This is a genomic window from Cellulophaga baltica, from assembly GCF_900102165.1.
GTDB classification, from domain to species: Bacteria; Bacteroidota; Bacteroidia; order Flavobacteriales; family Flavobacteriaceae; genus Cellulophaga; species Cellulophaga baltica.
The window spans coordinates 106,030-130,488 of record NZ_FNBD01000001.1 but is presented as its reverse complement, the minus strand read 5'-3'; the positions used below and the strand labels follow the sequence as shown (position 1 = coordinate 130,488).

General features: G+C 36.0%; 19 protein-coding genes and 2 riboswitches. Of the genes, 18 read left to right on the top strand and 1 reads right to left on the bottom strand.

The window, feature by feature from the left end; translation table 11 throughout:
• Positions 1–118: 118 nt before the first annotated feature.
• A riboswitch (SAM riboswitch) is annotated at positions 119–243 on the top strand.
• 133 nt (positions 244–376) lie between these two features.
• Genes BLQ19_RS00595 through BLQ19_RS00585 form a run of 3 tightly spaced genes read left to right on the top strand, consistent with a single transcriptional unit; the run spans position 377 to position 6,297 of the window.
• Positions 377–1,651 carry an O-acetylhomoserine aminocarboxypropyltransferase/cysteine synthase family protein gene (locus BLQ19_RS00595; RefSeq protein WP_074537083.1) on the top strand — a complete coding sequence of 425 codons (1,275 nt, stop codon included), beginning with the start codon at positions 377–379 and terminating at the stop codon, positions 1,649–1,651.
• 48 nt (positions 1,652–1,699) lie between these two features.
• Complete coding sequence (thrA, locus tag BLQ19_RS00590; protein WP_074537082.1) at positions 1,700–5,086, top strand: bifunctional aspartate kinase/homoserine dehydrogenase I; 3,387 nt, start codon at positions 1,700–1,702, stop codon at positions 5,084–5,086.
• 44 nt (positions 5,087–5,130) lie between these two features.
• On the top strand, positions 5,131–6,297 hold the full coding sequence (locus tag BLQ19_RS00585; RefSeq protein WP_024481765.1) for a trans-sulfuration enzyme family protein: 1,167 nt from the start codon (positions 5,131–5,133) through the stop codon (positions 6,295–6,297).
• 75 nt (positions 6,298–6,372) lie between these two features.
• On the opposite strand, the gene BLQ19_RS00580 is transcribed toward BLQ19_RS00585, so the two are convergent.
• The gene (locus tag BLQ19_RS00580) at positions 6,373–7,641 is read right to left on the bottom strand and encodes an arylsulfotransferase family protein (RefSeq protein ID WP_074537081.1); all 1,269 of its coding nucleotides are present in this window, start codon (positions 7,639–7,641) and stop codon (positions 6,373–6,375) included.
• A 191-nt stretch (positions 7,642–7,832) separates the two neighbouring features.
• On the opposite strand from BLQ19_RS00580, the gene BLQ19_RS00575 reads away from it, so the two are divergent.
• From BLQ19_RS00575 to BLQ19_RS00505, 15 genes are all read left to right on the top strand, one after another.
• Positions 7,833–8,243, top strand: a complete 411-nt coding sequence (locus BLQ19_RS00575) for an RrF2 family transcriptional regulator (protein WP_025615875.1) — start codon at positions 7,833–7,835, stop codon at positions 8,241–8,243.
• A gap of 177 nt (positions 8,244–8,420) precedes the next feature.
• Positions 8,421–8,684, top strand: coding sequence for a DUF2061 domain-containing protein (locus BLQ19_RS00570; protein WP_074537080.1), 264 nt, complete (start codon positions 8,421–8,423; stop codon positions 8,682–8,684).
• Positions 8,685–8,696: 12 nt separating this feature from the next.
• Positions 8,697–9,320 carry a phosphoadenosine phosphosulfate reductase domain-containing protein gene (locus BLQ19_RS00565; protein ID WP_029447078.1) on the top strand — a complete coding sequence of 208 codons (624 nt, stop codon included), beginning with the start codon at positions 8,697–8,699 and terminating at the stop codon, positions 9,318–9,320.
• A gap of 86 nt (positions 9,321–9,406) precedes the next feature.
• Positions 9,407–10,309, top strand: coding sequence for a sulfate adenylyltransferase subunit CysD (gene cysD, locus BLQ19_RS00560; protein ID WP_024481760.1), 903 nt, complete (start codon positions 9,407–9,409; stop codon positions 10,307–10,309).
• 94 nt (positions 10,310–10,403) lie between these two features.
• Positions 10,404–11,651, top strand: a complete 1,248-nt coding sequence (locus BLQ19_RS00555) for a sulfate adenylyltransferase subunit 1 (protein WP_025615874.1) — start codon at positions 10,404–10,406, stop codon at positions 11,649–11,651.
• A gap of 112 nt (positions 11,652–11,763) precedes the next feature.
• Positions 11,764–13,857, top strand: a complete 2,094-nt coding sequence (locus BLQ19_RS00550; protein ID WP_074537079.1) for a ferredoxin-like domain-containing protein — start codon at positions 11,764–11,766, stop codon at positions 13,855–13,857.
• A gap of 2 nt (positions 13,858–13,859) precedes the next feature.
• Complete coding sequence (gene cobA / locus BLQ19_RS00545) at positions 13,860–14,654, top strand: uroporphyrinogen-III C-methyltransferase (RefSeq protein ID WP_074537078.1); 795 nt, start codon at positions 13,860–13,862, stop codon at positions 14,652–14,654.
• A 76-nt stretch (positions 14,655–14,730) separates the two neighbouring features.
• A complete protein-coding gene (locus tag BLQ19_RS00540; RefSeq protein WP_024481756.1) occupies positions 14,731–15,792 on the top strand; it encodes an NAD(P)/FAD-dependent oxidoreductase in 1,062 nt (353 codons plus the stop codon).
• A gap of 139 nt (positions 15,793–15,931) precedes the next feature.
• A riboswitch (SAM riboswitch) is annotated at positions 15,932–16,056 on the top strand.
• 190 nt (positions 16,057–16,246) lie between these two features.
• Positions 16,247–17,245 carry a homocysteine S-methyltransferase family protein gene (locus BLQ19_RS00535; protein ID WP_034664649.1) on the top strand — a complete coding sequence of 333 codons (999 nt, stop codon included), beginning with the start codon at positions 16,247–16,249 and terminating at the stop codon, positions 17,243–17,245.
• Positions 17,246–17,375: 130 nt separating this feature from the next.
• Complete coding sequence (gene metH / locus BLQ19_RS00530) at positions 17,376–20,096, top strand: methionine synthase (protein ID WP_074537077.1); 2,721 nt, start codon at positions 17,376–17,378, stop codon at positions 20,094–20,096.
• 1 nt (position 20,097) lies between these two features.
• A complete protein-coding gene (locus tag BLQ19_RS00525) occupies positions 20,098–20,340 on the top strand; it encodes a hypothetical protein (RefSeq protein ID WP_074537354.1) in 243 nt (80 codons plus the stop codon).
• Positions 20,341–20,459: 119 nt separating this feature from the next.
• Positions 20,460–21,413 (top strand): methylenetetrahydrofolate reductase [NAD(P)H], encoded by a 954-nt coding sequence (gene metF, locus BLQ19_RS00520; RefSeq protein WP_074537076.1) that lies wholly within the window; start codon positions 20,460–20,462, stop codon positions 21,411–21,413.
• A 66-nt stretch (positions 21,414–21,479) separates the two neighbouring features.
• A complete protein-coding gene (locus BLQ19_RS00515) occupies positions 21,480–22,577 on the top strand; it encodes an acyloxyacyl hydrolase (protein WP_074537075.1) in 1,098 nt (365 codons plus the stop codon).
• Between the two features lie 11 nt (positions 22,578–22,588).
• Positions 22,589–23,344 carry a head GIN domain-containing protein gene (locus tag BLQ19_RS00510; RefSeq protein ID WP_074537074.1) on the top strand — a complete coding sequence of 252 codons (756 nt, stop codon included), beginning with the start codon at positions 22,589–22,591 and terminating at the stop codon, positions 23,342–23,344.
• A gap of 2 nt (positions 23,345–23,346) precedes the next feature.
• Entirely contained in the window at positions 23,347–24,453 is a 1,107-nt protein-coding gene (locus BLQ19_RS00505) for a serine hydrolase domain-containing protein (protein WP_074537073.1), read from the top strand.
• Positions 24,454–24,459 lie beyond the last annotated feature (6 nt).

Genomic DNA, 24,459 nt, shown 5'->3' with positions numbered 1-24,459 from the left:
GAGTAGACCGCCAAAATCTTAACAAAAAAGTATCTTTTTATAATTATTGGTGAATAATTAGGATTTTAAAAACTTCCGATGTTATATTTGCACCGCACAAGTTCAAACACGTATTGAATAGTTATCAAGAAAGGTGGAGGGAATAGACCCTTTGAAACCTTAGCAACCCTTTGTTCTTTTTAAGAGCAATGAAGGTGCTAAATTCTACCAAAAATTGCATTATGCATTGGCGGCAGATAACGAAAAAATTAATTACTATCTCTAGCAATTGAATATTTCTTCTTAATAACTTTTTGATTTTTATCTAGCTCGACTACAGGTCTGATGTTAGAGTTTGGCTTTTTATTTTAGTATTAATTTAAAAAACAAAAAAATCATGAGTACTCAAAAATTAGCAACAAACGCTTTACATGCAGGGCATGACACTACGCAAACAGGAGGAACAAGAGCAGTGCCTATCTATCAAACATCATCATATGTTTTTAGAGATACGGACCATGCTGCAAAATTATTCTCATTAGGAGAATTAGGATTCATCTACACCCGTTTAAATAACCCAACAAATCAAATTTTACAAGATCGTTTGGCGGCTGTTGAAGGTGGTGTAGGTGCTGTTGTTTTCGCTTCTGGTACTGCAGCAATTGCTACAGGTTTGTTAACTTTATTAAAAGCAGGAGATCATATTGTTGCTTCTAGTAGTTTATATGGAGGTACGTTTAATTTATTGAATGTAACCTTACCTAGATTAGGCATTACCACCACTTTTGTTGATGCTGCTCATCCAGAAAACTTTGAGAAGGCTGTTCAAGATAATACCAGAGCTATTTTCGTAGAATCTTTAGGGAATCCTAAATTAGATGTTTTGGATTTAAAAGCAATTGCGACCTATGCAAATGCAGCACAAGTGCCATTTATTGTAGATAATACCGTGGCTTCACCTGTATTGTTAAACCCAATTGAACATGGAGCAAACCTTGTTATTCATTCGCTAACAAAGTACATTGGCGGTCAAGGAACATCATTAGGAGGTGCTATTATAGATGCCGGTACTTTTGATTGGACCAATGGGAAATTTCCTGAATTCACGGATCCTTCTGCGGGGTATCATGGATTGGTGTATAGCGAAGCTTTGGGAGCAGCAGCATTTACGTTTAAGCTAATTTTAGAAGGTTTACGTGATTTTGGTGGTGCTTTGAGTCCGTTTAATGCATTTCAGATTATTCAAGGATTAGAGACCTTACCTGTGCGGATCAAGCAACACAGTGCAAATGCATTAGAGCTAGCAACATGGTTGGAGGGTAGAGATGAGGTTGCTTGGGTAAACTATCCTGGATTAAAGAGTAGTGCCTATTATGATTTGGCTAAAGAGTATTTGCCAAAAGGGCAAAGCGGTTTAGTGACCTTCGGTATAAAAGGAGGTTTTGAAGCGGCTCAAAAAGTAACCGATGCTACTAAAATCTTCTCGCTATTAGCAAATATTGGTGATACAAAATCATTAATTATTCATCCAGCGAGTACTACCCATCAACAATTAACAGCAGAACAACAAGAAGCTGCAGGGGTGCCACAAGATTTAATACGCCTGTCTGTGGGATTGGAAGATATAGAGGATTTAAAGGCAGATTTAATTCAGGCTTTTGCCTCATTGTAAGTAAGCTTAACCTTTGGTAAAGCAAAAAGATTGAAATAAAAATAAATTATGCTACAGCATTTAACAATACCCAAGTATACTAATCACGGCGGATCGACTCAGGCTATTAAATTGTCTTATCAAGTTTTTGGGCCTGCGTTGCACACAGCACCAATTATAGTGGTAAATCATGCCTTAACAGGCAGTTCAGATGTTGCTGGAGAGCAGGGTTGGTGGTCTGCATTGATTGGAGATGGAAAATGTATTGATACTCAAAAATATACCATTTTAGCTTTTAATGTACCCGGTAATGGGCATGACGGTTTTGTGGTAGAGAATTACAAAGATTTTGTGGCGCAAGACATCGCAAAAATATTTTTAATAGGATTAAAAGAACTGCAAGTAAACAAGCTTTTTGCACTTATAGGTGGCTCTATGGGAGGTGGTATTGCTTGGGAAATGGTTGCTTTGGAACCTAATTTGACCGAAAATTTAATCCCTGTAGCGTCCGATTGGAAATCTACAGACTGGTTAATTGCGAATTGTCAGATTCAAGAGCAGTTTTTGTTGAATTCTAGTCAACCTGTACATGATGCGCGTATGCATGCGATGTTGTGCTATAGAACTCCAGAATCATTTAAAGAGCGTTTTAAGCGTAGCACAAATGAAGAATTACATGTCTTTAATGTAGAGAGTTGGTTAACGCATCATGGCGCAAAATTGCAAGAGCGTTTCCAATTGTCAGCCTATAAGCTGATGAATCAGTTATTAAAAACAATTGATATTACAAGAGATGCTAAAGATGCTTTTTCAACTATAGAAAAAAGCGCAACCAATATTCATATTATAGGGGTTGATTCTGATCTGTTTTTTACGGCCCAAGAGAATAAAGATACCTTTAAGCAATTGGCGCAAGTTAATAGCAATGTTACCTACGGGGAGATAAGGTCGCTGCATGGCCACGATGCTTTTTTAATTGAATTTCAGCAAATGGAACAGTTATTAAAAGGCATTTTTGATCAGAATGGAAAGAGTAAGCGTATCAAAATATTAAAATTCGGAGGGAAATCGTTGGCTAATGGTGATGGTTTACATCGGGTTTTAGAAATTGTAACTACGAAAGTAAAACAGGGAGAAAATATTGGAGTAGTATTGTCTGCACGCGGTAAAGCCACAGATCAGCTAGAAACTATTCTTAAAAAGGCAAGTAAAGGCAAAGAGTACGCTAAAGATTTTGATGCTTTTAAAGCGTATCAACAATCAGATTTTAACGTTGATTTGTCTTCAGAATTTACAGATTTAGAAAAGCTTTTTGAAGGGGTTTCTTTATTAGGCGATTATAGTGTAAAAATCAAAGATCAAGTATTGTCTTTTGGAGAATTGATTTCTGGGAAAGTGACTACGCAATTATTAAATGCGAAAGGCGTACAAGCTAAATTCATAGATTCCCGAGAATTGATAAAAACAGATAGCAATTTTGGTGATGCTCAGGTATATGAGGCATTGTCTAAAGAGCATGTTTTAGAGGTTATCTCTAAATTAGATACTAGTGTGGTTCCAGTAATGACTGGTTTTATAGCATCAAACAAAGCAGGGGAGACCACAACCTTAGGACGAAACGGAAGTAATTATTCGGCAGCGCTAATTGCTAATTTCTTAGATGCGGCAGAATTGCAGAATTATACTCATGTAGATGGGATTTATACGGCTAACCCTGATTATGTAGCAGATGCAAAACGTATTGCAGAGCTGTCTTACGGGGAAGCAAATGAATTGGCAAATTTTGGGGCGACCATCTTACATGCAAAAACGATTATCCCTTTAATAGAAAAAAATATTCCATTGCGGATATTAAATACATTTAATGGAGATAATGAAGGAACGCTAATTAGTGCAAAGACAAGTAAAGAGGGGATAAAATCGCTTTCAGTAATTGAAAATGTGGCCTTGGTAAATTTTGAGGGGCGTGGTTTATTAGGTAAAGTCGGAGTAGATGCACGAGTTTTTAAAACATTAGGAGCAAATAATATTAGTGTGAATATCATATCGCAGGGGTCATCAGAACGTGGTCTTGGTTTTGTGGTAGATGCTGATAAAGCAGAAAAAGCGAAAGAGGTTTTAATTGATGAATTTAGCTCAGATTTTCAAACCAAAGATGTGAACATGATTACGGTAACTACTGATGTTTCTGTGATTTCTATTGTAGGTCAGGATTTGAGTTCTTTTCATAAGCCTTTTAATGAGCTGATAAAAAACCAGATTGTTCCCTTGTTATTTAATAATACAGTAACGGGTAAAAATGTCAGTTTAGTTGTACGGCGCAAAGACCTTTACAAAGCGTTGAACGTAATGCACGGTCAAGTTTTCGGAATTAGTAAAAAAGTGAATCTTGCTATATTTGGTCATGGAAATGTTGGAGGAACACTGATAGATCAAATTTTAAAATCGGCTCAAAGCATAGAAGAACGTAAAGGGATTCAATTAAATGTTTTTGCAGTGGCGAACTCTAAAAAAGTGTTGTTAAATAAAAGCGGAATTTCGGAAAACTGGAATGCTGATTTAGATAAAAATGGTGTGCCATTTGATCTAACTACAATTTTCGATTTTGCAAAAGCACATCATTTAGAGAATTTAATAGCGGTAGATAATACGGCAAGTAAAACCTTTGTAACATCATACTTAGAATTGATAGAAAATGGGTTTGATTTAGTCTCCTCAAATAAGATCGCCAACACCTTGAGTTTTGATTTTTATCAAAATTTAAGAACAGAACTCGTAAAAAGTCAGAAGCAGTATTTGTATGAGACTAATGTGGGAGCGGGACTTCCATTAATAGATACTATTAAGTTATTGCATTTATCGGGTGAGAATATTACGCGTATTAAAGGAGTATTTTCAGGGTCGTTGAGTTATATCTTCAATACTTTTTCAGAGGTAGATAGGCCATTTTCATCGATTTTAAAAGAGGCGATGGAAAAAGGATTTACAGAACCAGATGCTCGTGAAGATCTTTCAGGGAATGATGTAGGAAGAAAACTTTTAATACTAGCTAGAGAATTGGATCTGAGTAATGAATTTGCGGATATTAGTATTCAGAATTTAATTCCAGATTCTTTGCATACTGTAACGGTAGCCGAATTTAAAAATCAGTTAAGTACGCTTGATGCTATTTTTGAAAAGATTAAAAAAGAACAAAAGCCAAATCATGTATTGCGCTATGTATGTGATTTGTCTGGAGATTTGCAAAAAGAGAAAGGGCATTTAGAAGTAAAATTGGTTTCGGTACCTAAAGAAAGTGCATTAGGACAAGTAAAAGGCTCAGATTCTATTATAGAAATATATACGGAGTCTTATGGTGAAAATCCGTTAGTGATCCAAGGAGCAGGAGCGGGAGCAGCAGTTACTGCTCGTGGCGTTTTTGGTGATATATTAAGGATTATAGAAAAAGGTAAATAGCGATAAAGAATCAGTAACGCGATTACTGATCTAATAATAAAATTATGAAAAACAAATTCGAAACAGAAGCTATAAGAACACAAACAGAACGCTCACAATTTCTGGAACATTCTACGCCCATGTATGTAACCTCAAGCTTTGTATTTGAGGACGCTGAAGATATGCGCGCTTCGTTTAGTGAAGAAAAAGAACGTAATATTTATTCTAGATATTCTAACCCGAATACCAATGAATTTATAGAAAAAGTATGTAAAATGGAAGGAGCCGAAGCTGGTTTTGCTTTTGCATCTGGTATGGCTGCAGTGTTTTCTACTTTTGCCTCTCTTTTAGATAGTGGAGATCATGTGGTTTCTGCACGGAATATTTTTGGTTCTACGCATAGTTTATTTATGAACTTTTTACCCAAATGGAATATTAGCTCAGATTATTTTGAAATTGATGATTTAGAGGGTATTGATAAATTAATAAAACCAACAACAAAATTTATCTATGCAGAATCTCCCACCAACCCGGGGGTAGATGTATTGGACTTAGAAAAGTTGGGCAAAATTGCAAAAAAACATAAGGTACTATTAATTATCGATAACTGCTTTGCAACGCCTTACTTACAACAGCCTATTAAATTTGGTGCTGATTTGGTGATTCATTCGGGGACAAAATTAATGGATGGTCAAGGACGTGTTTTGGCAGGAATTACCGTAGGAAGTGCAGAATTAATTGATAAGGTCTATCGATTTTCGCGCATTACGGGGCCTGCGCTTTCTCCTTTTAACGCTTGGGTAATTTCTAAAAGTTTAGAAACTTTAGCAGTTCGGGTAGATCGTCATTGTGAGAATGCTTTAAAGTTAGCAACATTTCTCGAAGATCACCCGAAAGTAAATTGGGTGAAATATCCCTTTTTAAAATCGCACCCTATGTATGAGGTGGCTAAAAAGCAGATGAAAGCTGGGGGTACTATTGTTGCTTTTGAAGTGAATGGAGGAATTGAAGCTGGACGAAAGTTTTTTGATGGGATAAAATTATTATCGCTCTCTGCAAACTTGGGAGATTCTAGAAGTATTGTGACCCATCCTGCATCTACAACCCACAGCAAGCTAACAACACAAGAACGTGAAGCTGTAAATATTACGGATGGAACCGTTCGGGTATCTGTTGGTTTGGAACATATAGATGATATTATTTCCGATATAAAACAAGCCTTAGAATCGTAGTAGAACGGTCTAAGTTAAAAAGCCTCAATAGTAGAAACTATGGAGGCTTTTTTGTTAAATAAGAGTCTGTATTTTTTATAAACCTAAGGCTAGTATCGCCGGAGCATCGACTGTAAAAGCATATGCTCTCCAGGTGGTATTGTAATCTGTATTTTGCCATAGAACCTCGCCGCTAGCACTTACTTCCCACAATGTACCATCTCTGCCTTCGGCGATTAGGGTGTTTCCATTGCTCATACGGACTCCACTACCCAAGCCTGCAGTGTATAATTCAGGATCCGTAAAACTCCATACTACTTCTGGTTCATTGTCTTCTCCTGCATTAAGTTCGTATGGTGGGTTTAATTTGTATTCAACAACTTCAGACTGGTTGTCGTAAATATCATTGGCAAAGACAATCATATTTCCAGTAGTCAGTAAATTTGGGTAATGAACATTGTTCAAGGTAACCTCGCCAACATTGTCATAGGCAAGCGGATTTCCGTACCGGTATACCAAATCTCCGCCTAAATTATAATTTCCACCCGTACTTGTACTCGCTTCTTCCGTAGTTGTGCTGTGGTCTAGCACCCACACTTCACTATAATTATTTACGGTTATGTAAAGAACATCATTCGTTTCATCTAAGGTTAGCCCATTAAAATGCATCAAGTCTCCATTGGTTTGAGAACTGTTGTAATTGATATCTACTTTATTTGGATGTTCTACTACAACGCCAAAATTTTCTTTGGAAGCATCGTGGTTTTGAATCACATGATCTGTAACATGCCATTCCCAAACAATCTCTTCGGTTAGTGGGTTCATTTCTATAATGGCTTCGGGAAAAATATCATAATTCTCAGAAAAACCGAGTTCCGCAGCTTCATCAGCCGTTATTTTTTCCCAAACTGGAAAAATAATATTTCCATTTGATAAGTATTCCACATCGTGATGCGCCATGTAATCATCACCAGAACTATAGGAAACTTCCCATTCAATAGATTGATCAACGTTTATTTTTCTCATAATGCCACCATAACCACCTAGCGTTATACCTGCATTGTCTGCTTTAAGGCAAACAACTAAACTACCGTCGTCTAATAAGTTCACATCATTACCTAGATCTCTGTCAAATTTCCAGCTAAATAATTGATCTCCATCATGGTTTATGATATAGGCACCTTGACTATTGGTGTCTGCCACTAGGATATAAGAATTGGTGTCAATAGTGCTTTCATCTGTTGTTTCTTCTTCACTTGTATCTTCAGAGGTATTAGTGTCATCAGAACTACATGCGGTAAAAGCTAACAATAGAGCTAATAAGCTTACTTTTAAAAGCGGTGTAAAATTTTGTTGCTGTTTCATTGTGTTTGTTTTCATTGGGTTCTTACTACTAAGTAAGGACTTAAATTAGGTTTTTAGTAGGCCAATCAGTGAAAGGCGGTTTTAATTCAGTGAAACCATAAAATTTAAGATATGCCTATTTGTCTAATGGTTTACTTGTAAAGCATGTACCTAGATATTTCGATATCTAAATTTTAATTATCTTAGCAGCCATGCTATCAAAAAAGACGAAATACGGATTAAAAGCACTTACCTTCTTGGCACAACAGGAAGATAAGAAACCAGTGCAAATTTCTGAAATAGCAAACGCTGAAAACATCTCTCAAAAGTTTTTAGAAACCATTTTATTATCCTTACGAAAAACAGGCTTTTTAGGAAGTAAAAAAGGTAAAGGTGGTGGGTATTATTTAATAAAAGACCCTGCAGAAATTCAGATGGCTTCTGTGATGCGGGTATTGGAAGGTCCAATTTCTATGGTGCCTTGTGTAAGTCTTAATTTCTATGAAAAATGTGATGATTGTCCTGATGAAGCTGCATGCGGTGTGCATAAATTAATGCTTCAGGTGAGAGATAGTAATCTCGAAATATATAGAAATACCAGTCTAGCAGATTTGATAGCTTAATTTTAACGCTTCCGCTTTTTTGTTGTCAAATTGATAATAAACTTCTTCTTTTTTTATAAATCCACTAAAACTATAGGGTAATAGTAATTTTAGTAATCTTTTGGCGACTTACTTTGCAAAATATTTTTATTTTTGCTTACTCTATTAAATCGATAGGGTAATAGAAACATTAATCACATGATTGCAGATCAATTGATTTTAGATAAGAAAACAAGTAAAGAGGATTTCACAACAGATAAAAAATCTGAGAAACCATTACGCAGTATTATTAAGTCTATAAGCTGGAGAATAATTGGTACTATAGATACTATGATTATTTCTTGGTTAGTAACCGGGGAATTAAAATTAGCTTTATCTATAGGTGTAGTTGAATTGTTTACTAAAATGTTGTTGTATTTCTTTCACGAGAGAATTTGGAACAGCATTAGTTGGGGTAGATAAAAAAGAAAGACAATGGCTTTTACAGAAAACGATATACAAAAATGGAATACCGATTTTGCATCGGCAAGTCCAGCAGAAATTATAGCATTTGCATTGGAACAGAATTCTAATGCCGTAGTGACTACCAATTTTAGACCTTATGAGGTTAATATTTTACATGCAGTCACTGCTGTAGATAACACTATTAAAGTTATTTGGTGTGATACGGGGTACAATACTCCAAATACCTACAAGCATGCAGAAGATTTAATAAAATCATTACAGCTAAATGTAAAATTATATGTTCCTAAACAAACATCATCACATAGAGATGCAGTTATGGGAATACCAGGTATTGAAGATCCGAACCATGCAGTCTTTACAGAGCAGGTTAAATTGGAGCCATTTGGTAGAGCAATGGCAGAACACAAACCAGAGGTTTGGTTTACAAACCTTAGAAAAGGACAAACAGCTTTGCGTAATTCTTTAGATATTTTTAGTGTGAGTAAAGACGGTGTTTTAAAGGTGAGTCCTTTTTACCATTGGTCAGATGAGCAGTTAGACGCATATTTAGAAGAATATAAATTACCAAACGAGCATAAATATTTTGATCCAACCAAGGTGTTAGAAAACCGTGAGTGTGGCTTGCATACTTAAAAGAAGACCTAAGTAAGCATCATAAAATTAGTAGTAAATAGGGTTGTTTGGCATTGCAGAAATAACCTTGACACTTAAAAAGTAACATGAAAGATACATCAGATATAAATCCATTAGAAAACGAAGCAATTTACATCATTAGAGAGGTGGCTGCTCAATTTGAAAAGCCAGTATTATTATTCTCTGGAGGTAAAGATTCTATAACCTTAGTTCGTTTGGCGCAGAAAGCATTCTGGCCAGCAAAAATACCTTTTCCGCTAATGCATATTGATACGGGGCATAACTTTCCGGAAACCATAGAATTTAGAGATAGGTTAGCTAAAGAGCTTGGGGTAGAGTTAATTGTACGTAATGTTCAAGATTCTATTGATGAAGGTAAAGTAAAGGAAGAATCGGGTAGGTATGCTAGTAGAAACTCTTTACAAACAACCACCTTATTAGATGCTATCGAAGAATTTAAATTTGATGCTTGTATCGGTGGTGCACGTAGAGATGAAGAGAAAGCTAGAGCTAAAGAGCGTATTTTTTCTGTTCGTGATGATTTTGGTCAGTGGGATGAAAAAAGCCAACGCCCTGAATTGTTTGATATGTTAAATGGACAAATTGAATTAGGTCAAAACGTACGTTGTTTTCCTATTTCTAATTGGACAGAATTAGATGTATGGTCTTACATCCAAAAAGAAGAAATAGAAATTCCGTCTATATATTTTGCGCATAAACGTAAAACTTTTGTTAGAGACGGTATGATATGGTCTGCAGAAGATGATATTGTTTTCCGTGATCAAGATGAAATCGTAGAAGAGCGCTTAGTGCGTTTCCGTACGGTTGGAGACATGTCTTGTACAGCGGCAGTTCTTTCAGATGCTGTTACCATTGATAAGGTGGTAAGTGAGATTAGAGATTCTACGATCTCCGAGCGAGGAGCGCGTATTGATGATAAGCGTTCTGAAGCAGCAATGGAGAAAAGAAAACAGCAAGGATACTTCTAGAGTCCCCTTAATCCCCTAAGGGGAAATGTTAGAGATCATAGAATATACAAATTTTTTTAAAAAAAGTCCTTCTCAGTGGGGAGGTCAGAATAGGATGGAAGTACTAAAAATAGCAACAGCAGGTAGTGTAGATGATGGTAAGAGTACCTTAATTGGTAGAATACTATACGATACAAAATCTCTTACTAGTGATAAGTTAGAGGCTATCGAAAAAACAAGCAAGCAAAAAGGATATGATTATTTAGATTTTTCTTTAGCAACAGACGGATTGGTAGCAGAGCGTGAGCAAGGAATTACCATTGATGTTGCGCATATCTATTTTTCAACAGCAAAGAAAAGTTACATTATAGCAGATACTCCGGGTCATGTTGAGTATACTAGAAACATGGTTACAGGAGCTTCTACATCACAAGCAGCTATTATTTTAATAGATGCGCGTAAAGGAGTTATTGAACAAACAAATCGCCATTTTTTCATCAATAACTTACTTCGTGTAAAAGATGTTATTGTAGCGGTGAATAAGATGGATTTGGTTGATTTCTCTGAGGACAGGTACAATGAGATTAAGGCAGATTTTTCTGAATTAATGGCTAAGAGAGATTACCAAGACCAGAAAATTACCTTTATTCCTGTGAGTGCTTTAAAAGGGGATAACGTAGTAAATAAGTCTGAACATACACCTTGGTACACAGGTCAGACATTATTAGAGCACTTAGAAGAATTAGATAGAAAAGATATTTTCAATGCGGGAACACCGCGTTTTCCAGTACAATACGTAATCCGCCCTAAAACGGAAGATTTTCATGATTTTAGAGGATTTGCGGGTAAAGTATACGGAGGTGAATTGAGTGTAGGTGATGAGGTTGTGGCTTTACCATCTCAAACAACATCAAAAATAAAAGAAATTTATTTCTACGATAAGAAGTATCAGACAGCTTCAAGACGTTCATCGGTAACCATCACTTTAGAAGATGAGATAAATGTAAGTCGTGGAGATATGATTGTTAAGGTGGGCGATTTACCGCAAATTGACAAACAGTTTACCGCTAATATTTCTTGGATGGATTCAGACCCATTAAAGACAGGTAGTAAATATGTGATTCAACATGGTGTCAATAAAGTATTGGCTAAGGTTGATCAAATTCACCATAAAATAAACCCGGATTACTCTGGTATAGAAGAGAATGTAGAAGGTTTAGGAATGAATGATATTGCTAAGGTGACGTTTAAATTAAATAAGCCTATTTTCTTTGATGCTTTTAAAGATCATAGAACAAATGGTTCATTTATTATTATTGATACAAAAACAAATAGCACGGTAGGGGCTGGGTTTATTCAATAAATCTTTTTAGCCACCACGTGCAAGCAAGTAGGTAGAAAAAATTAATAACAATATTCTTATTTTAACCGAGTAAGAATTCCTTCCCCTTGGGGAGGTTAGGAGGGGAAGATATATGCAAAGTTTTAGAACAGAAATAGAAAATCCAGTTGTAGAAAAAGATATCATCGATTTGGCTAACAAAATTGATATGTTCCACAATGGTAAACTAGACGAAGAAAAATTTCGTAGTCTTCGTTTAGCACGTGGTGTTTACGGTCAGCGGCAAGAAGGCGTACAAATGATTCGTATAAAATTGCCTTACGGTAAAGTTTCTTCGGAGCAACTAAGAACAATTTCTGATGTTTCTGAAGAGTATTCTAGAGGTCGTTTGCACATTACTACACGTCAAGATATTCAAATTCACTATGTAGATTTGAATAGAACTCCAGAGTTATGGGCAGAACTTGAAAAATCAGACATTACATTGCGTGAAGCTTGTGGTAACACTGTACGTAATGTAACGGCAAGTGAAACGGCAGGTATAGATGTAGAAGAGCCTTTTGATGTTTCTCCTTATGCACATGCGTTGTTTCAGTATTTTTTAAGAAATCCTATTAGTCAGGAATTAGGACGTAAGTTTAAAGTGTCTTTTTCTTCTAGTGATGCAGATACGGGTCTTTCATACATGCACGATTTAGGTTTTATTGCTAAAATTGAAGCTGGTGTAAAAGGGTTTAAAGTGATGTTAGGTGGTGGTTTAGGATCGCAACCACGTCATGCAGAGTTGTTATATGATTTTTTACCTTCTGATAAAATTATTCCTTTAATGGAAGGTGTTGTTCGTGTTTTTGATAGATACGGAGAGCGTAAGAGTAGAGCAAAAGCACGGTTAAAATTCTTATTAAAAGATTTAGGCTTAGATGGTTTTAAATCCTTATTGGAGGAAGAGCAAATTGCAGTTCCAATGAAATCTTTTCCTATTGATGCAGAGGCATATCCAAAGCCGCAAATAGCACAAGTTACTGTTCCTAATGTGGTTATAGAAGATCAGGCTACTTTTGATGCTTGGAAATCAACCAACATAATTCCTCAAAAACAAGAAGGTTATGTAGCTATAGGTGTAAAAGTTTTATTAGGAGATTTTTACCTTAAAGAAGCTCGTGCCTTGGCAGATTTAGTAGAAAAATATGCAGCAGACGAAATTCGTCTAAGCTTGCGTCAAAATATTGTAATTCCTTACGTAAAAGAAGAGCTAGTACCTTTCTTTTATTCCGAATTAAAAAAATTAGGCTTTACAGAAGCGGGTTATAACAGAGCTATAGATATTACCGCTTGTCCTGGAACAGATACCTGTAATTTAGGGATTGCAAGTAGTACAGGTATTGCAGAAGAGTTAGAGCGTATTATGAAAGAAGAATACCCAGATTATATTAATAACCCAGATGTGGTGATTAAAATTAGTGGGTGTATGAATGCATGTGGGCAACACAATATGGCAAATATTGGTTTTCAAGGAATGTCTGTGCGTACCAAATCAAAATTAGTAGCTCCAGCATTACAAGTGCTTTTAGGAGGTGGTAATATGGGTAATGGGGAAGGTAGATTTGCAGATAAGGTAGTGAAAATACCAAGTAAAAGAGGTCCAGAAGCGTTGCGTTTAATCTTAAATGATTTTGATGCTAATGGTAATGGATTATCATTTCCAGAGTACTATGCACAAAAAGAGCAAATGTACTTCTATGATTTCTTGAAAGACTTAACAGATGTTGAGAATTTAACACCTGATGATTTTATAGATTGGGGTAATTCTGAAGAATATATCCAAGCTATTGGAGTAGGTGAGTGTGCTGGTGTTGTGATTGATTTGATTGCTACGTTATTGTTTGAGAGTGAAGAGAAAATACAAACAGCAGAAACTACTTTTAATGAAGGTAAATGGGCAGCTAGTATTTATCACTCCTATTCTTCTATGGTAAATACAGCAAAAGCTATTCTTACTTCAGAAAATCAGAAAACAAATACGCATGCGGGTATCATTAAAGATTTTGATGAGAAATTCGTTGCGAATGGTAGAATTGCTTTAGATAAAGGTTTTGAAGAATTTATTCTTCAAATTAATAAAAACGAACCTACAGAAGTATTTGCTAAGAACTACTTAAATGATACGAAAGTATTTTTAGGAAAAGTTCAAGACTTCAGAAATGCTGAATTAGCAAAAGCAAACTAATCATGATCAAGAATACAAAACATACGAATGCTAGCAACTTAGGTTTGCTTACGGTAATTGGTGCGGGTCCCGGTGATCCAGACTTAATTACGCTAAAAGCTATAAAAGCACTGCAGGCAGCAGATGTTGTTTTGTATGATGCTTTGGTAAATCCTGAATTGTTAGAGTATGCGGAACACGCAGAGCTCATTTTTGTAGGTAAGCGTAAGGGGTGTTATGCCTATCAGCAAGAGCAAATTAATGAGCTTATTGTACAGCGTGGACAATCGCAACATGTAGTTCGTTTAAAAGGTGGTGATCCTTTTATTTTTGGTCGCGGTGCAGAAGAAATGGAATATGCAGCAAGCCATGGGTTGAATGTGGCCATGGTTCCGGGGATATCTTCATCTGTAGCCGTACCTGCATCTCAAAATATACCTGTGACTAAAAGAGGAGCTGCAGAAAGTTTTTGGGTTATAACAGGTACTACCAAAGAACACAAGCTCTCTTCAGATGTAGCTTTAGCAGCAAAATCAAACGCTACTGTGGTTATATTAATGGGAATGTCAAAATTGCCAGCAATAGTAGCTTTGTTTGAGGAAGAAGGGAAAGCAGATACGCCAATCGCTATCATCCAGAATGGTACAAGAGAAGATGAAAAGATAGGAATAGGAACTATTTCGACTATTCAATCAGAAGTAGATAAGCAACAATTAGCAAATCCAGCAATTATAATAATTGGTGAGGTTGTTAATCATAGAAAAGCACTTTCAGGTGCAATAGAGTCGTATAAACAAGTAAGCGAAGTGCACCATTAATTTATTTTACTGTCGTAAATTTGCAGTAGTATTTTAAGCGTATTTCAACACAAGAATTTTTTGAATTAGTAGAGAGATGATAAAAACAGATATTTTAATTATTGGAGCAGGACCTACAGGTTTGTTTACCGTTTTTGAAGCAGGATTATTAAAGTTAAAATGCCATTTAATTGATGCATTGCCACAAACAGGTGGTCAGTGTTCAGAAATATATCCAAAGAAACCTATTTACGATATTCCTGCTTTTCCAGAAATTTTAGCAGGAACCTTGGTAGATAATTTGATGGAACAAATTAAGCCTTTTGAAGCAGGTTATACGTTGGGAGAACGTGCTGAGACATTAGATAAGCAAGAAGATGGTTCTTTTATTGTTACGACAAATAAAGGTACACAGCATCAGGCACCGGTAGTTGTTATTGCAGGTGGTTTGGGTTCTTTTGAACCAAGAAAGCCTTTAATTCCAAATATTATCGACTTTGAAGATAAAGGGGTAAATTACTTTATTAAGGATCCTGAAGTGTATCGTGACAAAAAAGTAGTTATTGCTGGAGGTGGAGATTCTGCTTTAGATTGGGCAATTTTCTTAGCAGATGTAGCATCAGAAGTTTCTTTAGTACATAGAAGAAATGAATTTAGAGGAGCTTTAGATTCTGTAGAGAAAGCATCAGAATTAGCTAAGCTTGGTAAAATTAAATTATTTACAGAAGCTGAGGTTATTGGTATAGCCGGTGATGGTAATGTAGAAGCGGTAACTATTAAGCATAATGATGCTGAAAAAGGAGAAACAATTTTACCTGTAGATAACTTTATTCCATTATTTGGTTTATCTCCAAAATTAGGACCAATCGGAGATTGGGGTCTAGAGATAGAAAAAAATGCGATTAAAGTAAATAACGCAAAAGATTACCAAACAAATATACCTGGAGTTTTTGCTATTGGCGATGTTAATACCTACGAGGGGAAATTGAAATTGATACTTTCTGGTTTCCATGAGGCCGCAGTTATGTGTCAGTTTGCATACCAGATTATCAACCCTGGAAAACGTTATGTAATGAAGTATACTACCGTAGGTGGTGTAGAAGGTTTTGATGGATCTAAGAAAGTTGCAAAGAAAGAAGTCGTACAGAGTATATCGTAAAAATCTAAGCGATTTAAAAATACAAAAGCCTTCTTACTGTTCTAGTTAGAAGGCTTTTATTTTACCATATAATTTGGTTTTAATTTGGCGGTAACGTTTCTTTGCAGTCATTGTTTGAAGTTCATTGCAACATTGAAAATAGTTATCAAGAAAGGTGGAGGGACTAGACCCGATGAAGCCTTGGCAACCCTTTTAAGTAGTTTTACCTAAAAAGAAGGTGCTAAGTTCTATTCAAGACCCTACTCGTTTTGAAATAGATAACAAAAGCGAAACATTTCGTCTTAGTTTTTACTTTACTTGATAATTTATGATTAGAGCGTTTCATTTGCAGAAAAAGCAAGTGATTTGGCGATATCCTATTTTTTGCCTTAGCACGTAATAAAAAGTGGTGCTGTTGTGTGCAGTATAGTTATATCGCTTGAACGCATTTTTTTATAGTATAGAGATTTGAAAAATGAAGAATATAAAAGACATACTTAAGGAGCGTATTTTGGTGCTGGATGGTGCTATGGGAACGATGCTTCAACGCCATAAGTTTACCGAAGAAGATTTTAGAGGAGAACGTTTTAAGGACTGGGAGCATCCCTTACAGGGTAACAATGATTTGTTGTCCTTAACACAGCCAGAAGCAATCGCAGATGTGCACCGTAAATATTTTGCTGCCGGAGCAGATATTGTTGAAACAAATACCTTTTCCAGTACAACAATAGCCATGGCAGATTATTTTATGGAAGATTTGGTCTATGAGCTAAATTATGAATCGGCCAAGATTGCAAAGCAGGTAGCCGATGAATTTACGGCAAAAGAGCCGCATAAACCCCGCTTTGTAGTAGGTAGTATTGGGCCTACGAATAAAACGGCAAGCATGTCTCCAGATGTAAACGATCCTGGATATAGAGCGGTGTCATTTGATGAGTTAAGAATTGCGTACAAACAGCAGGTAGAAGCCTTAATTGATGGTGGTTCTGATTTATTAATGGTAGAGACCATTTTTGATACGCTAAATGCAAAAGCAGCATTGTTTGCTATTGAAGAAGTAAAAGATGAGCGCGGTATTGATATTCCGATCATGGTGAGTGGCACTATTACAGATGCATCTGGAAGAACTTTATCAGGACAAACAGCAGAGGCTTTTTTGATCTCCATATCTCATATTCCAATTTTATCCGTAGGGTTTAACTGTGCTTTAGGAGCAAGTCAGCTTGTACCTCATTTAGAAGTATTATCTGCTAAAACAGGTTTTGCAGTATCTGCACATCCCAATGCAGGTTTGCCTAATGCTTTTGGAGAATATGATGAAACACCAGCGGAAATGGCTGCGCAAATAAAAGAGTACGTAGAAAAGAACTTAGTAAATATAGTAGGTGGTTGTTGTGGTACCACGCCAGAACATATTTCTGCTATAGCCAATGTAGTGAAAGATATAAAACCTAGAATCGTTGCTGGGCAATAATTGGTTATGGTGTTTTAGCGCTGGATCAAGAATATATAGAAGAAGATAATTTTAAAATAATAATGAATCAGATTCTTAGCTGTAAAAAGCTACTAATCAGGTTTATAAAATAGTACAAAGGGTTGTAATTATGATAGAAGAGAGCAAACAACCATCAACTAACAACCGACAACCAAAGCGGTATCTGAAACTTTCAGGTCTGGAGCCTTTAGTGCTTTCGGAAAATACAAACTTTGTAAATGTTGGTGAGCGTACCAACGTAGCAGGATCAAAAAAATTCCTTCGCTTAATAAAGGAAGAAAAATTTGAGGAGGCTTTAAGCGTAGCTCGTGATCAGGTAGATGGTGGGGCGCAGATCATTGATATTAATATGGATGATGGACTTATCAATGGTAAAGAGGCCATGGTTAAGTTTTTGAATTTAGTGATTGCAGAACCAGATATTTCTAGAGTACCTATCATGATTGATAGTTCTAAATGGGAGATTATTGAGGCTGGTTTGCAAGTAGTGCAAGGTAAATGCGTGGTGAACTCTATTAGCCTTAAGGAAGGTGAAGAGCAGTTTAAACATCATGCAAAATTAATTAAGCGGTACGGTGCTGCAGTTATCGTTATGGCTTTTGATGAAACGGGCCAAGCAGATAATTATGAACGAAGATTAGAAATTTCAAAACGCTCTTATGATATTCTGGTGAATGAAGTAAATTTCGCGCCTGAAGATATCATTTTTGATTTAAATATATTTCCTGTAGCTACAGGAATGGATGAGCATAAGCTTAATGCTATTGATTTTATAAAGGCTACAAAATGGGTCCGAGAAAATCTGCCTCATTGTAGCGTAAGCGGTGGGGTGAGTAATGTGTCTTTTAGTTTTAGAGGTAATGACCCTGTTCGTGAAGCCATGCACTCTGTGTTCTTATACCACGCCATTCAGGCTGGGATGAATATGGGAATTGTAAACCCTAGTTTATTGGGTGTTTATGATGATATTCCTAAAGATTTATTAGAACGTGTAGAAGATGTTATTCTTAATAAAAGAGAGGATGCTACAGAACGGCTTTTAGATTTTGCAGAAACAGTAGTAGGTACGGCAAAAGAAAGTAAGATAGATTTATCTTGGAGAGAAGAGCCTTTGCAAAATAGAATCACCCGTGCCTTAGTAAAAGGTATTGATCAATACATTCTTGAAGATATTGAAGAAGCTCGTGTAGCAGCGCATAAACCTATTGAAGTTATTGAAGGTAACCTAATGACGGGTATGAATGTTGTTGGAGATTTATTTGGTAGCGGAAAGATGTTTTTACCACAAGTGGTAAAATCTGCCCGAGTAATGAAAAAAGCAGTAGCGTATTTGTTGCCGTATATTGAAGAAGAGAAGTTGCTAAATCCGCAAGAAGGAGACGATAAAGGGGCGGGGAAAATATTGATGGCAACCGTAAAAGGAGATGTTCATGATATTGGAAAAAATATTGTGAGTGTGGTGCTAGCGTGTAATAATTATGAGATTGTAGATCTTGGAGTAATGGTTCCGCCAGAAAAAATTATTAATGCCGCGATAGAACATGATGTAGACATTATTGGTTTAAGTGGGTTGATAACTCCGTCATTAGATGAGATGGTATTTTTAGCAAAAGAGATGGAGCGCCAGAACTTTAAAGTGCCATTATTAATTGGTGGGGCTACAACAAGTAAAGCGCATACTGCTGTAAAAATAGATACCCAGTATAGTCAAGCAGTGGTTCACGTAAATGATGCCTCTAGGGCGGTAACGGTTGTGGGCGATTTGTTGCAAAAGGATACTGCCTTAAATTATAAGAAAAATATTAAACTTGATTATGAATCTTTTAGAGACAAGTTTTTAAGTAGAACAAAAAAGAAAGAATATAAAACCATTGCAGAAGCACGTGAAAATAAATTTCAAATAGCCTGGGAAGAGTCTAAAATAGTAAAACCAAATCAATTAGGTATTCAGGTTTTTGAGGACGTTGATCTAGAGAAGTTAGAAGAATTTATAGATTGGTCTCCCTTTTTTAGAGGGTGGGAGTTGCATGGTAAATTTCCTGATATTTTAACGGATGATGTGGTAGGTGAGCAAGCTGTAGAGCTTTATGCTGATGCTCAGAAGATGTTGAAAAAGATATTCTCGGAAAAGAGGCTTACTGCAAAAGGTATTTTTGGTTTATTTCCTGCAAATGCCATCAGTGATGATGATATTGAGCTTGAAGCAGGAGGTAAAAAGTATACTTTTAGAACCCTTCGTCAGCAATTAAAAAGGCGTGAAGGAGTGGCTGACTATGCTTTAGCAGATTTTATAGCTCCTAAAACTTCAGGGAAACAAGATTATATAGGTTGCTTTTGTGTCAGTACTGGTTTTGGTGCTGATGAAATGGCAGATGCTTATAAAGAAAATCTAGATGATTATAATTCTATTTTAGTAAAAGCACTTGCAGATCGTTTGGCAGAGGCTTATGCAGAATACCTGCATAAAGAAGTGCGAATAAAGCACTGGGGATATTCGGCAGATGAGAACTTAAGTAATGAGGATTTGATCAATGAAACTTATAAGGGGATACGTCCTGCACCAGGGTATCCTGCTTGTCCTGATCATTTGGAGAAATTAACTATTTGGGAATTGTTAGGTGTTGAGGATAAAATAGGAGTAACCTTAACGGAGAGTTTGGCCATGTGGCCAGCTTCAAGCGTTAGTGGATATTATTTTGCTAACCCTGAAGCGCGCTATTTTGGACTGGGGAAAATAAAAGAAGATCAAGTAGCAGATTTTGCTGCTAGAAAAGGAATTTCTTTAGAAGAAGCTACACGTTGGTTGGCAACAAATATAGCAGATGATTAGTATGAAAAAATTTATAGAACTTAGCTTGGGTAGTTTTATGATTAGTCATGGATATGATGAAAATAATAAAGAAATTGAAGAGCATTGTCCAGTTCAAGGTTTTGCTAAAAAGTTAGTTGCTGTAGAAAGAATAAAATCGTTGAGCGAGAAATATATCTTGACAGATTATGTAGATGGTCGTTGGATCTATTGGGAATATGAAGAAGAGTATATTGCAGTAAAAAAAAAGTTGTTAAGCTTGTGATAAGCTGCGTTAAGGATAGAAGCGGTATCCTTTTTTTGCTTGGTAATGCAAGAAAAGATAAAGCAGATAGCCTGTTAAAACGCCCAAAATAAGAATAGGATTGTAATTAGAATACGGAAATGAAAGTAACAGACCACATAAAAAATGCCAACGGAAACACCTTATTTTCGTTCGAGATTGTTCCACCAGTAAAAGGGAACAGTATTCAAGAGTTGTATGATAATATTGAGCCATTGATGGAGTTTAATCCTCCGTTTATTGATGTTACCACTTCAAGAGAAGAATACGTTTATGTAGATAAAGCGGGACTTTACGATAAGAAAATTACACGTATGCGACCAGGTACTGTTGGGATCTGTGCGTCTATAAAGCATAAGTTTGATGTAGATACTATTCCTCATGTAATTTGTGGTGGTTTTACGAAAGCAGAAACGGAGTATATGCTGATTGATTGTCATTACTTAGGGATTGATAATGTGATGGCCTTACGAGGAGATGCGATGAAAGAAGAGAAGTATTTTAAGCCTACTGAAGACGGAAATTGCTTTGCTTCAGAATTGGTGACTCAGATCCAGAACTTAAATCAAGGAAGATACCTTCACGATGATGTTCAAGGAGAAGATAAGTCTGATTTTTGTATTGGTGTGGCAGGATATCCAGAGAAACATTTAGAGGCTCCATCCTTTAAATCTGATTTAATTAGATTAAAACAAAAAGTAGATGCTGGTGCAGATTATGTGGTGACACAAATGTTTTTTGATAATCAGAAATATTTTCAATTTGTTGAAGCGGCTAGAGAAATTGGAATTAATGTACCTATTATTCCAGGGATCAAGCCTATAGCAGTAAAACGTCATTTGCAATTATTGCCCCAAATATTTAGTTTAGACCTGCCTCATGATTTAGTAGAAGCAGTAGAAGCATGTAAGAATAATGCCGCAGTAAGGCAAGTAGGAGTAGAGTGGGCTATTCAACAATCTAAAGAATTAAAAGCAGCAGGAATTCCTGTTTTGCATTATTATTCTATGGGGAAATCTAATAATATAAAAGCGATAGCAAAAGAAGTTTTTTAATTATACGCTGTATGTTAGCTACGGGTTTAAAGTGAATTCTTACATTTGAGCCCATTATACCAACCAATGAAATTAAAATTTTCTGTTTACTTTATTTTTTTAGCCTTAACGTGTTACGCTCAAGATGCTCAGGAGAATAAAAGATATACGCTAGATGCTAGTCAGTTTTATGGTACAATTTTACGCCATAATCCAGATATTACGCATCTTATAGACTCGCATCCCGGTGGAGTGATTTTAAGTTTAAATCGTAAAACCTATGGGGAAGAATACTGGCAACAGCGTTATAATTATCCAGATTTGGGGTATTCTTTCATTTATCAAGATTATAATAATGAAACTTTAGGAAAGAGTTATGCGGCATATGCCCACTACAATTTCTATTTTCTGAATCGATATCTACAATTGAGAATAGGGCAAGGTTTAGCCTATATGACCAATCCTTATGATAAAGAAACTAACTTTAGAAATAATGCCTTTGGCTCTCAAATATTGAGTTCTACTTACCTGATGCTGAATTTTCATAAAGAGAATATTGTAAAAGGGATAGGTTTTAAAGCGGGGATTTCTGTAATGCATTATTCTAATGCAAATGTAAAAGCACCAAATACGTCTACCAATACATTTGCGTTAAATGCCGGTGTAACGTATGATTTAGATGGTGGGTTAGAAAACGACTATTTAACACATGAAAAGCAAAGAATCGTAGAGCCTGTAAAACTTAATTTAGCCTTTAGGACGGGAATTAATGAGAGTGATGTTATTAATTCTGGTCAATATCCATTTTATATTTTCTCAGGGTATGCAGATAAGCTCGTTTCAGATTTAAGTGCTATTCAAGTAGGGGGAGATGTTTATTTTTCTAAATTTTTAAAAGAACTTATTAAATACCAGTCTATTGCATTTCCTGAAAATAATGTCAATGCTGATGATGATTACAAGCGTGTAGGTGTTTTCATTGGTCACGAGCTGTTTATCAATAAAATGTCGGTCATCAGTCAGTTAGGCTATTATGTATATTATCCTTATGATTTTGAGGGCAGGATGTATAATAGAATGGGATTAAAACGCTATTTTGGAGATAATATATATGGCGTGTTAAGTTTAAAATCTCACGGAGCAAAGGCAGAAGCGGTAGAATTTGGTATAGGTATTAGATTATAGAAAATAAAATAATGAAAAAGTACAGTATACTATTTTTGATATTCTCATTCTTATTAGGGTGCAATAGTGAAAATGCATCAGATTGTTTTCAGAAATCTGGTGATCTAATTCAAGAAGAATTGCTTTTAGAAGACTTTTCTCAAATAACCATTTTTGAAGGCGTAAAATTAGTAATCAAACAGGCCGATGAACAAAAGGTTGTTTTAGAGACTGGTGAAAATTTACGTAATGATATTCGTGTTGAGGTCATTGAAGATAGATTGGTAGCCTATAATGATAATAGCTGCAATCTGGTACGTGATTTTGGATTGACCACGGTTTATGTGTTTTCGCCTAACATCAAGGAGATAAGAAGTAGTACAGGATTTTTAATTAAGAGTGATGGCGTGTTGGAGTACCCTTCCCTATCCTTATTATCTGAAAGTTTTGGAAACCCTGAAGCAGATACTACAGATGGCGAATTTGATATTGAAGTAAATAATACTAGCGTTAATATTATTTCTAATGGTATTGCATTTTTTAAAGTTTCTGGGCTTACCGCCAATCTAAACGTAGTTTTTGCTGCAGGAGATTCTAGATTGCATGCAGAAAATCTTATGGCTAATAAAGTGAATGTATCGCATAGAGGTTCTAATGATATGTTGGTCAATCCGCAAGAATCACTAACAGGCAGTTTGCTAGGTACAGGAGATCTTATCAGTTATGGTCAGCCATCAACGGTAGCGGTTGAACAGCCGTATAAAGGAAAACTCATTTATAAAGATTAAAATTGAAAAAGCCGTTCTTATCTTATTTTAAAGATTTTTTCGCTTTTAAGCGTGTTATTGGCGATGATGTTCAATTACAAGGCTTGGTAAAAGCAGATGCGCTGCTGTCTCATTTAGTTACTGCTCATAAAATTCCGGGGATTGCCATTTCGGTTTTAAAGAATGGAGCTCCTTATTTTCAAAAAGGATACGGATTCGCAAATCTTGAAAATCAGACTCCAATACATCCAGAAACATCCGTTTTTAGAATAGCCAGTGTTTCTAAACCTATTGCGGCAACAGCTCTTGCGCATATGGTGGCAGAAGGTCTTATAGATTTAGATACATCGTTTTATATATATGTACCTTACTTCCCAAAAAAGAAGTGGGATTTTACCATCCGCCAGCTCGCTAGCCATACGGCGGGTATTAGAGGGTATTTAGGTAAGGAATATGCCTTAAATAAGCCATATAGCATAAAAGAAAGTATTGCGGTGTTTAAAGATGCAGATTTGCTTTTTAAGCCAGGAACAGGATATCACTACAATAGTTATGACTGGGTATTAATTTCATTGGCTATGCAAGAAGCTAGTGGAATACCTTTTGAAGATTATGTGTCTAAAAAGGTAGTGCAGCCTCTTGGGCTTAATAGTGTTTTTCCTGCAGATCGTTCAGGAGTAGATCATATAAAAGCTAATAAATTAGCGCTCACCACTTTTTATTCTAAGCGCGCTATAGGTTTTAGACCTGCAGTAGCCGTTAATAATTATTATAAGTTAGCGGGCGGTGGGTATTTAGCAACGGCGACAGATATTGCCAAATTGGGTCAAGCTTATTTAGATAAAAAGGTGTTGGATGAACCTACTCTGATGCAATTTTTAACCAGTGAGTTGCTTGATGATGCGCCAACGTATTATGGTTTAGGGTGGCAAGTAAGTCAGGATGCTAAGGGAAGATCATATTATGGCCACATAGGTAATGGCGTTGGAGGATATTCTAACTTTTTCGTGTATCCAGAGCAGAATGTTGTTATTGCAATGCTCATTAATTGCACGAATCCTAATGTGCAAGAAACCTTAGATCAGGTAATTCATGAAGTTCTAGAATCTTCACCACCAACAGTAGGTTAAGATATT

Coding starts and splice junctions, on each gene's coding strand:
- BLQ19_RS00595 (WP_074537083.1), top strand. CDS start 377: ATGAGTACTCAAAAATTAGCAACAAACGCTTTACATGCAGGGCATGAC.
- thrA (WP_074537082.1), top strand. CDS start 1,700: ATGCTACAGCATTTAACAATACCCAAGTATACTAATCACGGCGGATCG.
- BLQ19_RS00585 (WP_024481765.1), top strand. CDS start 5,131: ATGAAAAACAAATTCGAAACAGAAGCTATAAGAACACAAACAGAACGC.
- BLQ19_RS00580 (WP_074537081.1), bottom strand. CDS start 7,641: ATGAAACAGCAACAAAATTTTACACCGCTTTTAAAAGTAAGCTTATTA.
- BLQ19_RS00575 (WP_025615875.1), top strand. CDS start 7,833: ATGCTATCAAAAAAGACGAAATACGGATTAAAAGCACTTACCTTCTTG.
- BLQ19_RS00570 (WP_074537080.1), top strand. CDS start 8,421: ATGATTGCAGATCAATTGATTTTAGATAAGAAAACAAGTAAAGAGGAT.
- BLQ19_RS00565 (WP_029447078.1), top strand. CDS start 8,697: ATGGCTTTTACAGAAAACGATATACAAAAATGGAATACCGATTTTGCA.
- cysD (WP_024481760.1), top strand. CDS start 9,407: ATGAAAGATACATCAGATATAAATCCATTAGAAAACGAAGCAATTTAC.
- BLQ19_RS00555 (WP_025615874.1), top strand. CDS start 10,404: ATGGAAGTACTAAAAATAGCAACAGCAGGTAGTGTAGATGATGGTAAG.
- BLQ19_RS00550 (WP_074537079.1), top strand. CDS start 11,764: ATGCAAAGTTTTAGAACAGAAATAGAAAATCCAGTTGTAGAAAAAGAT.
- cobA (WP_074537078.1), top strand. CDS start 13,860: ATGATCAAGAATACAAAACATACGAATGCTAGCAACTTAGGTTTGCTT.
- BLQ19_RS00540 (WP_024481756.1), top strand. CDS start 14,731: ATGATAAAAACAGATATTTTAATTATTGGAGCAGGACCTACAGGTTTG.
- BLQ19_RS00535 (WP_034664649.1), top strand. CDS start 16,247: ATGAAGAATATAAAAGACATACTTAAGGAGCGTATTTTGGTGCTGGAT.
- metH (WP_074537077.1), top strand. CDS start 17,376: ATGATAGAAGAGAGCAAACAACCATCAACTAACAACCGACAACCAAAG.
- BLQ19_RS00525 (WP_074537354.1), top strand. CDS start 20,098: ATGAAAAAATTTATAGAACTTAGCTTGGGTAGTTTTATGATTAGTCAT.
- metF (WP_074537076.1), top strand. CDS start 20,460: ATGAAAGTAACAGACCACATAAAAAATGCCAACGGAAACACCTTATTT.
- BLQ19_RS00515 (WP_074537075.1), top strand. CDS start 21,480: ATGAAATTAAAATTTTCTGTTTACTTTATTTTTTTAGCCTTAACGTGT.
- BLQ19_RS00510 (WP_074537074.1), top strand. CDS start 22,589: ATGAAAAAGTACAGTATACTATTTTTGATATTCTCATTCTTATTAGGG.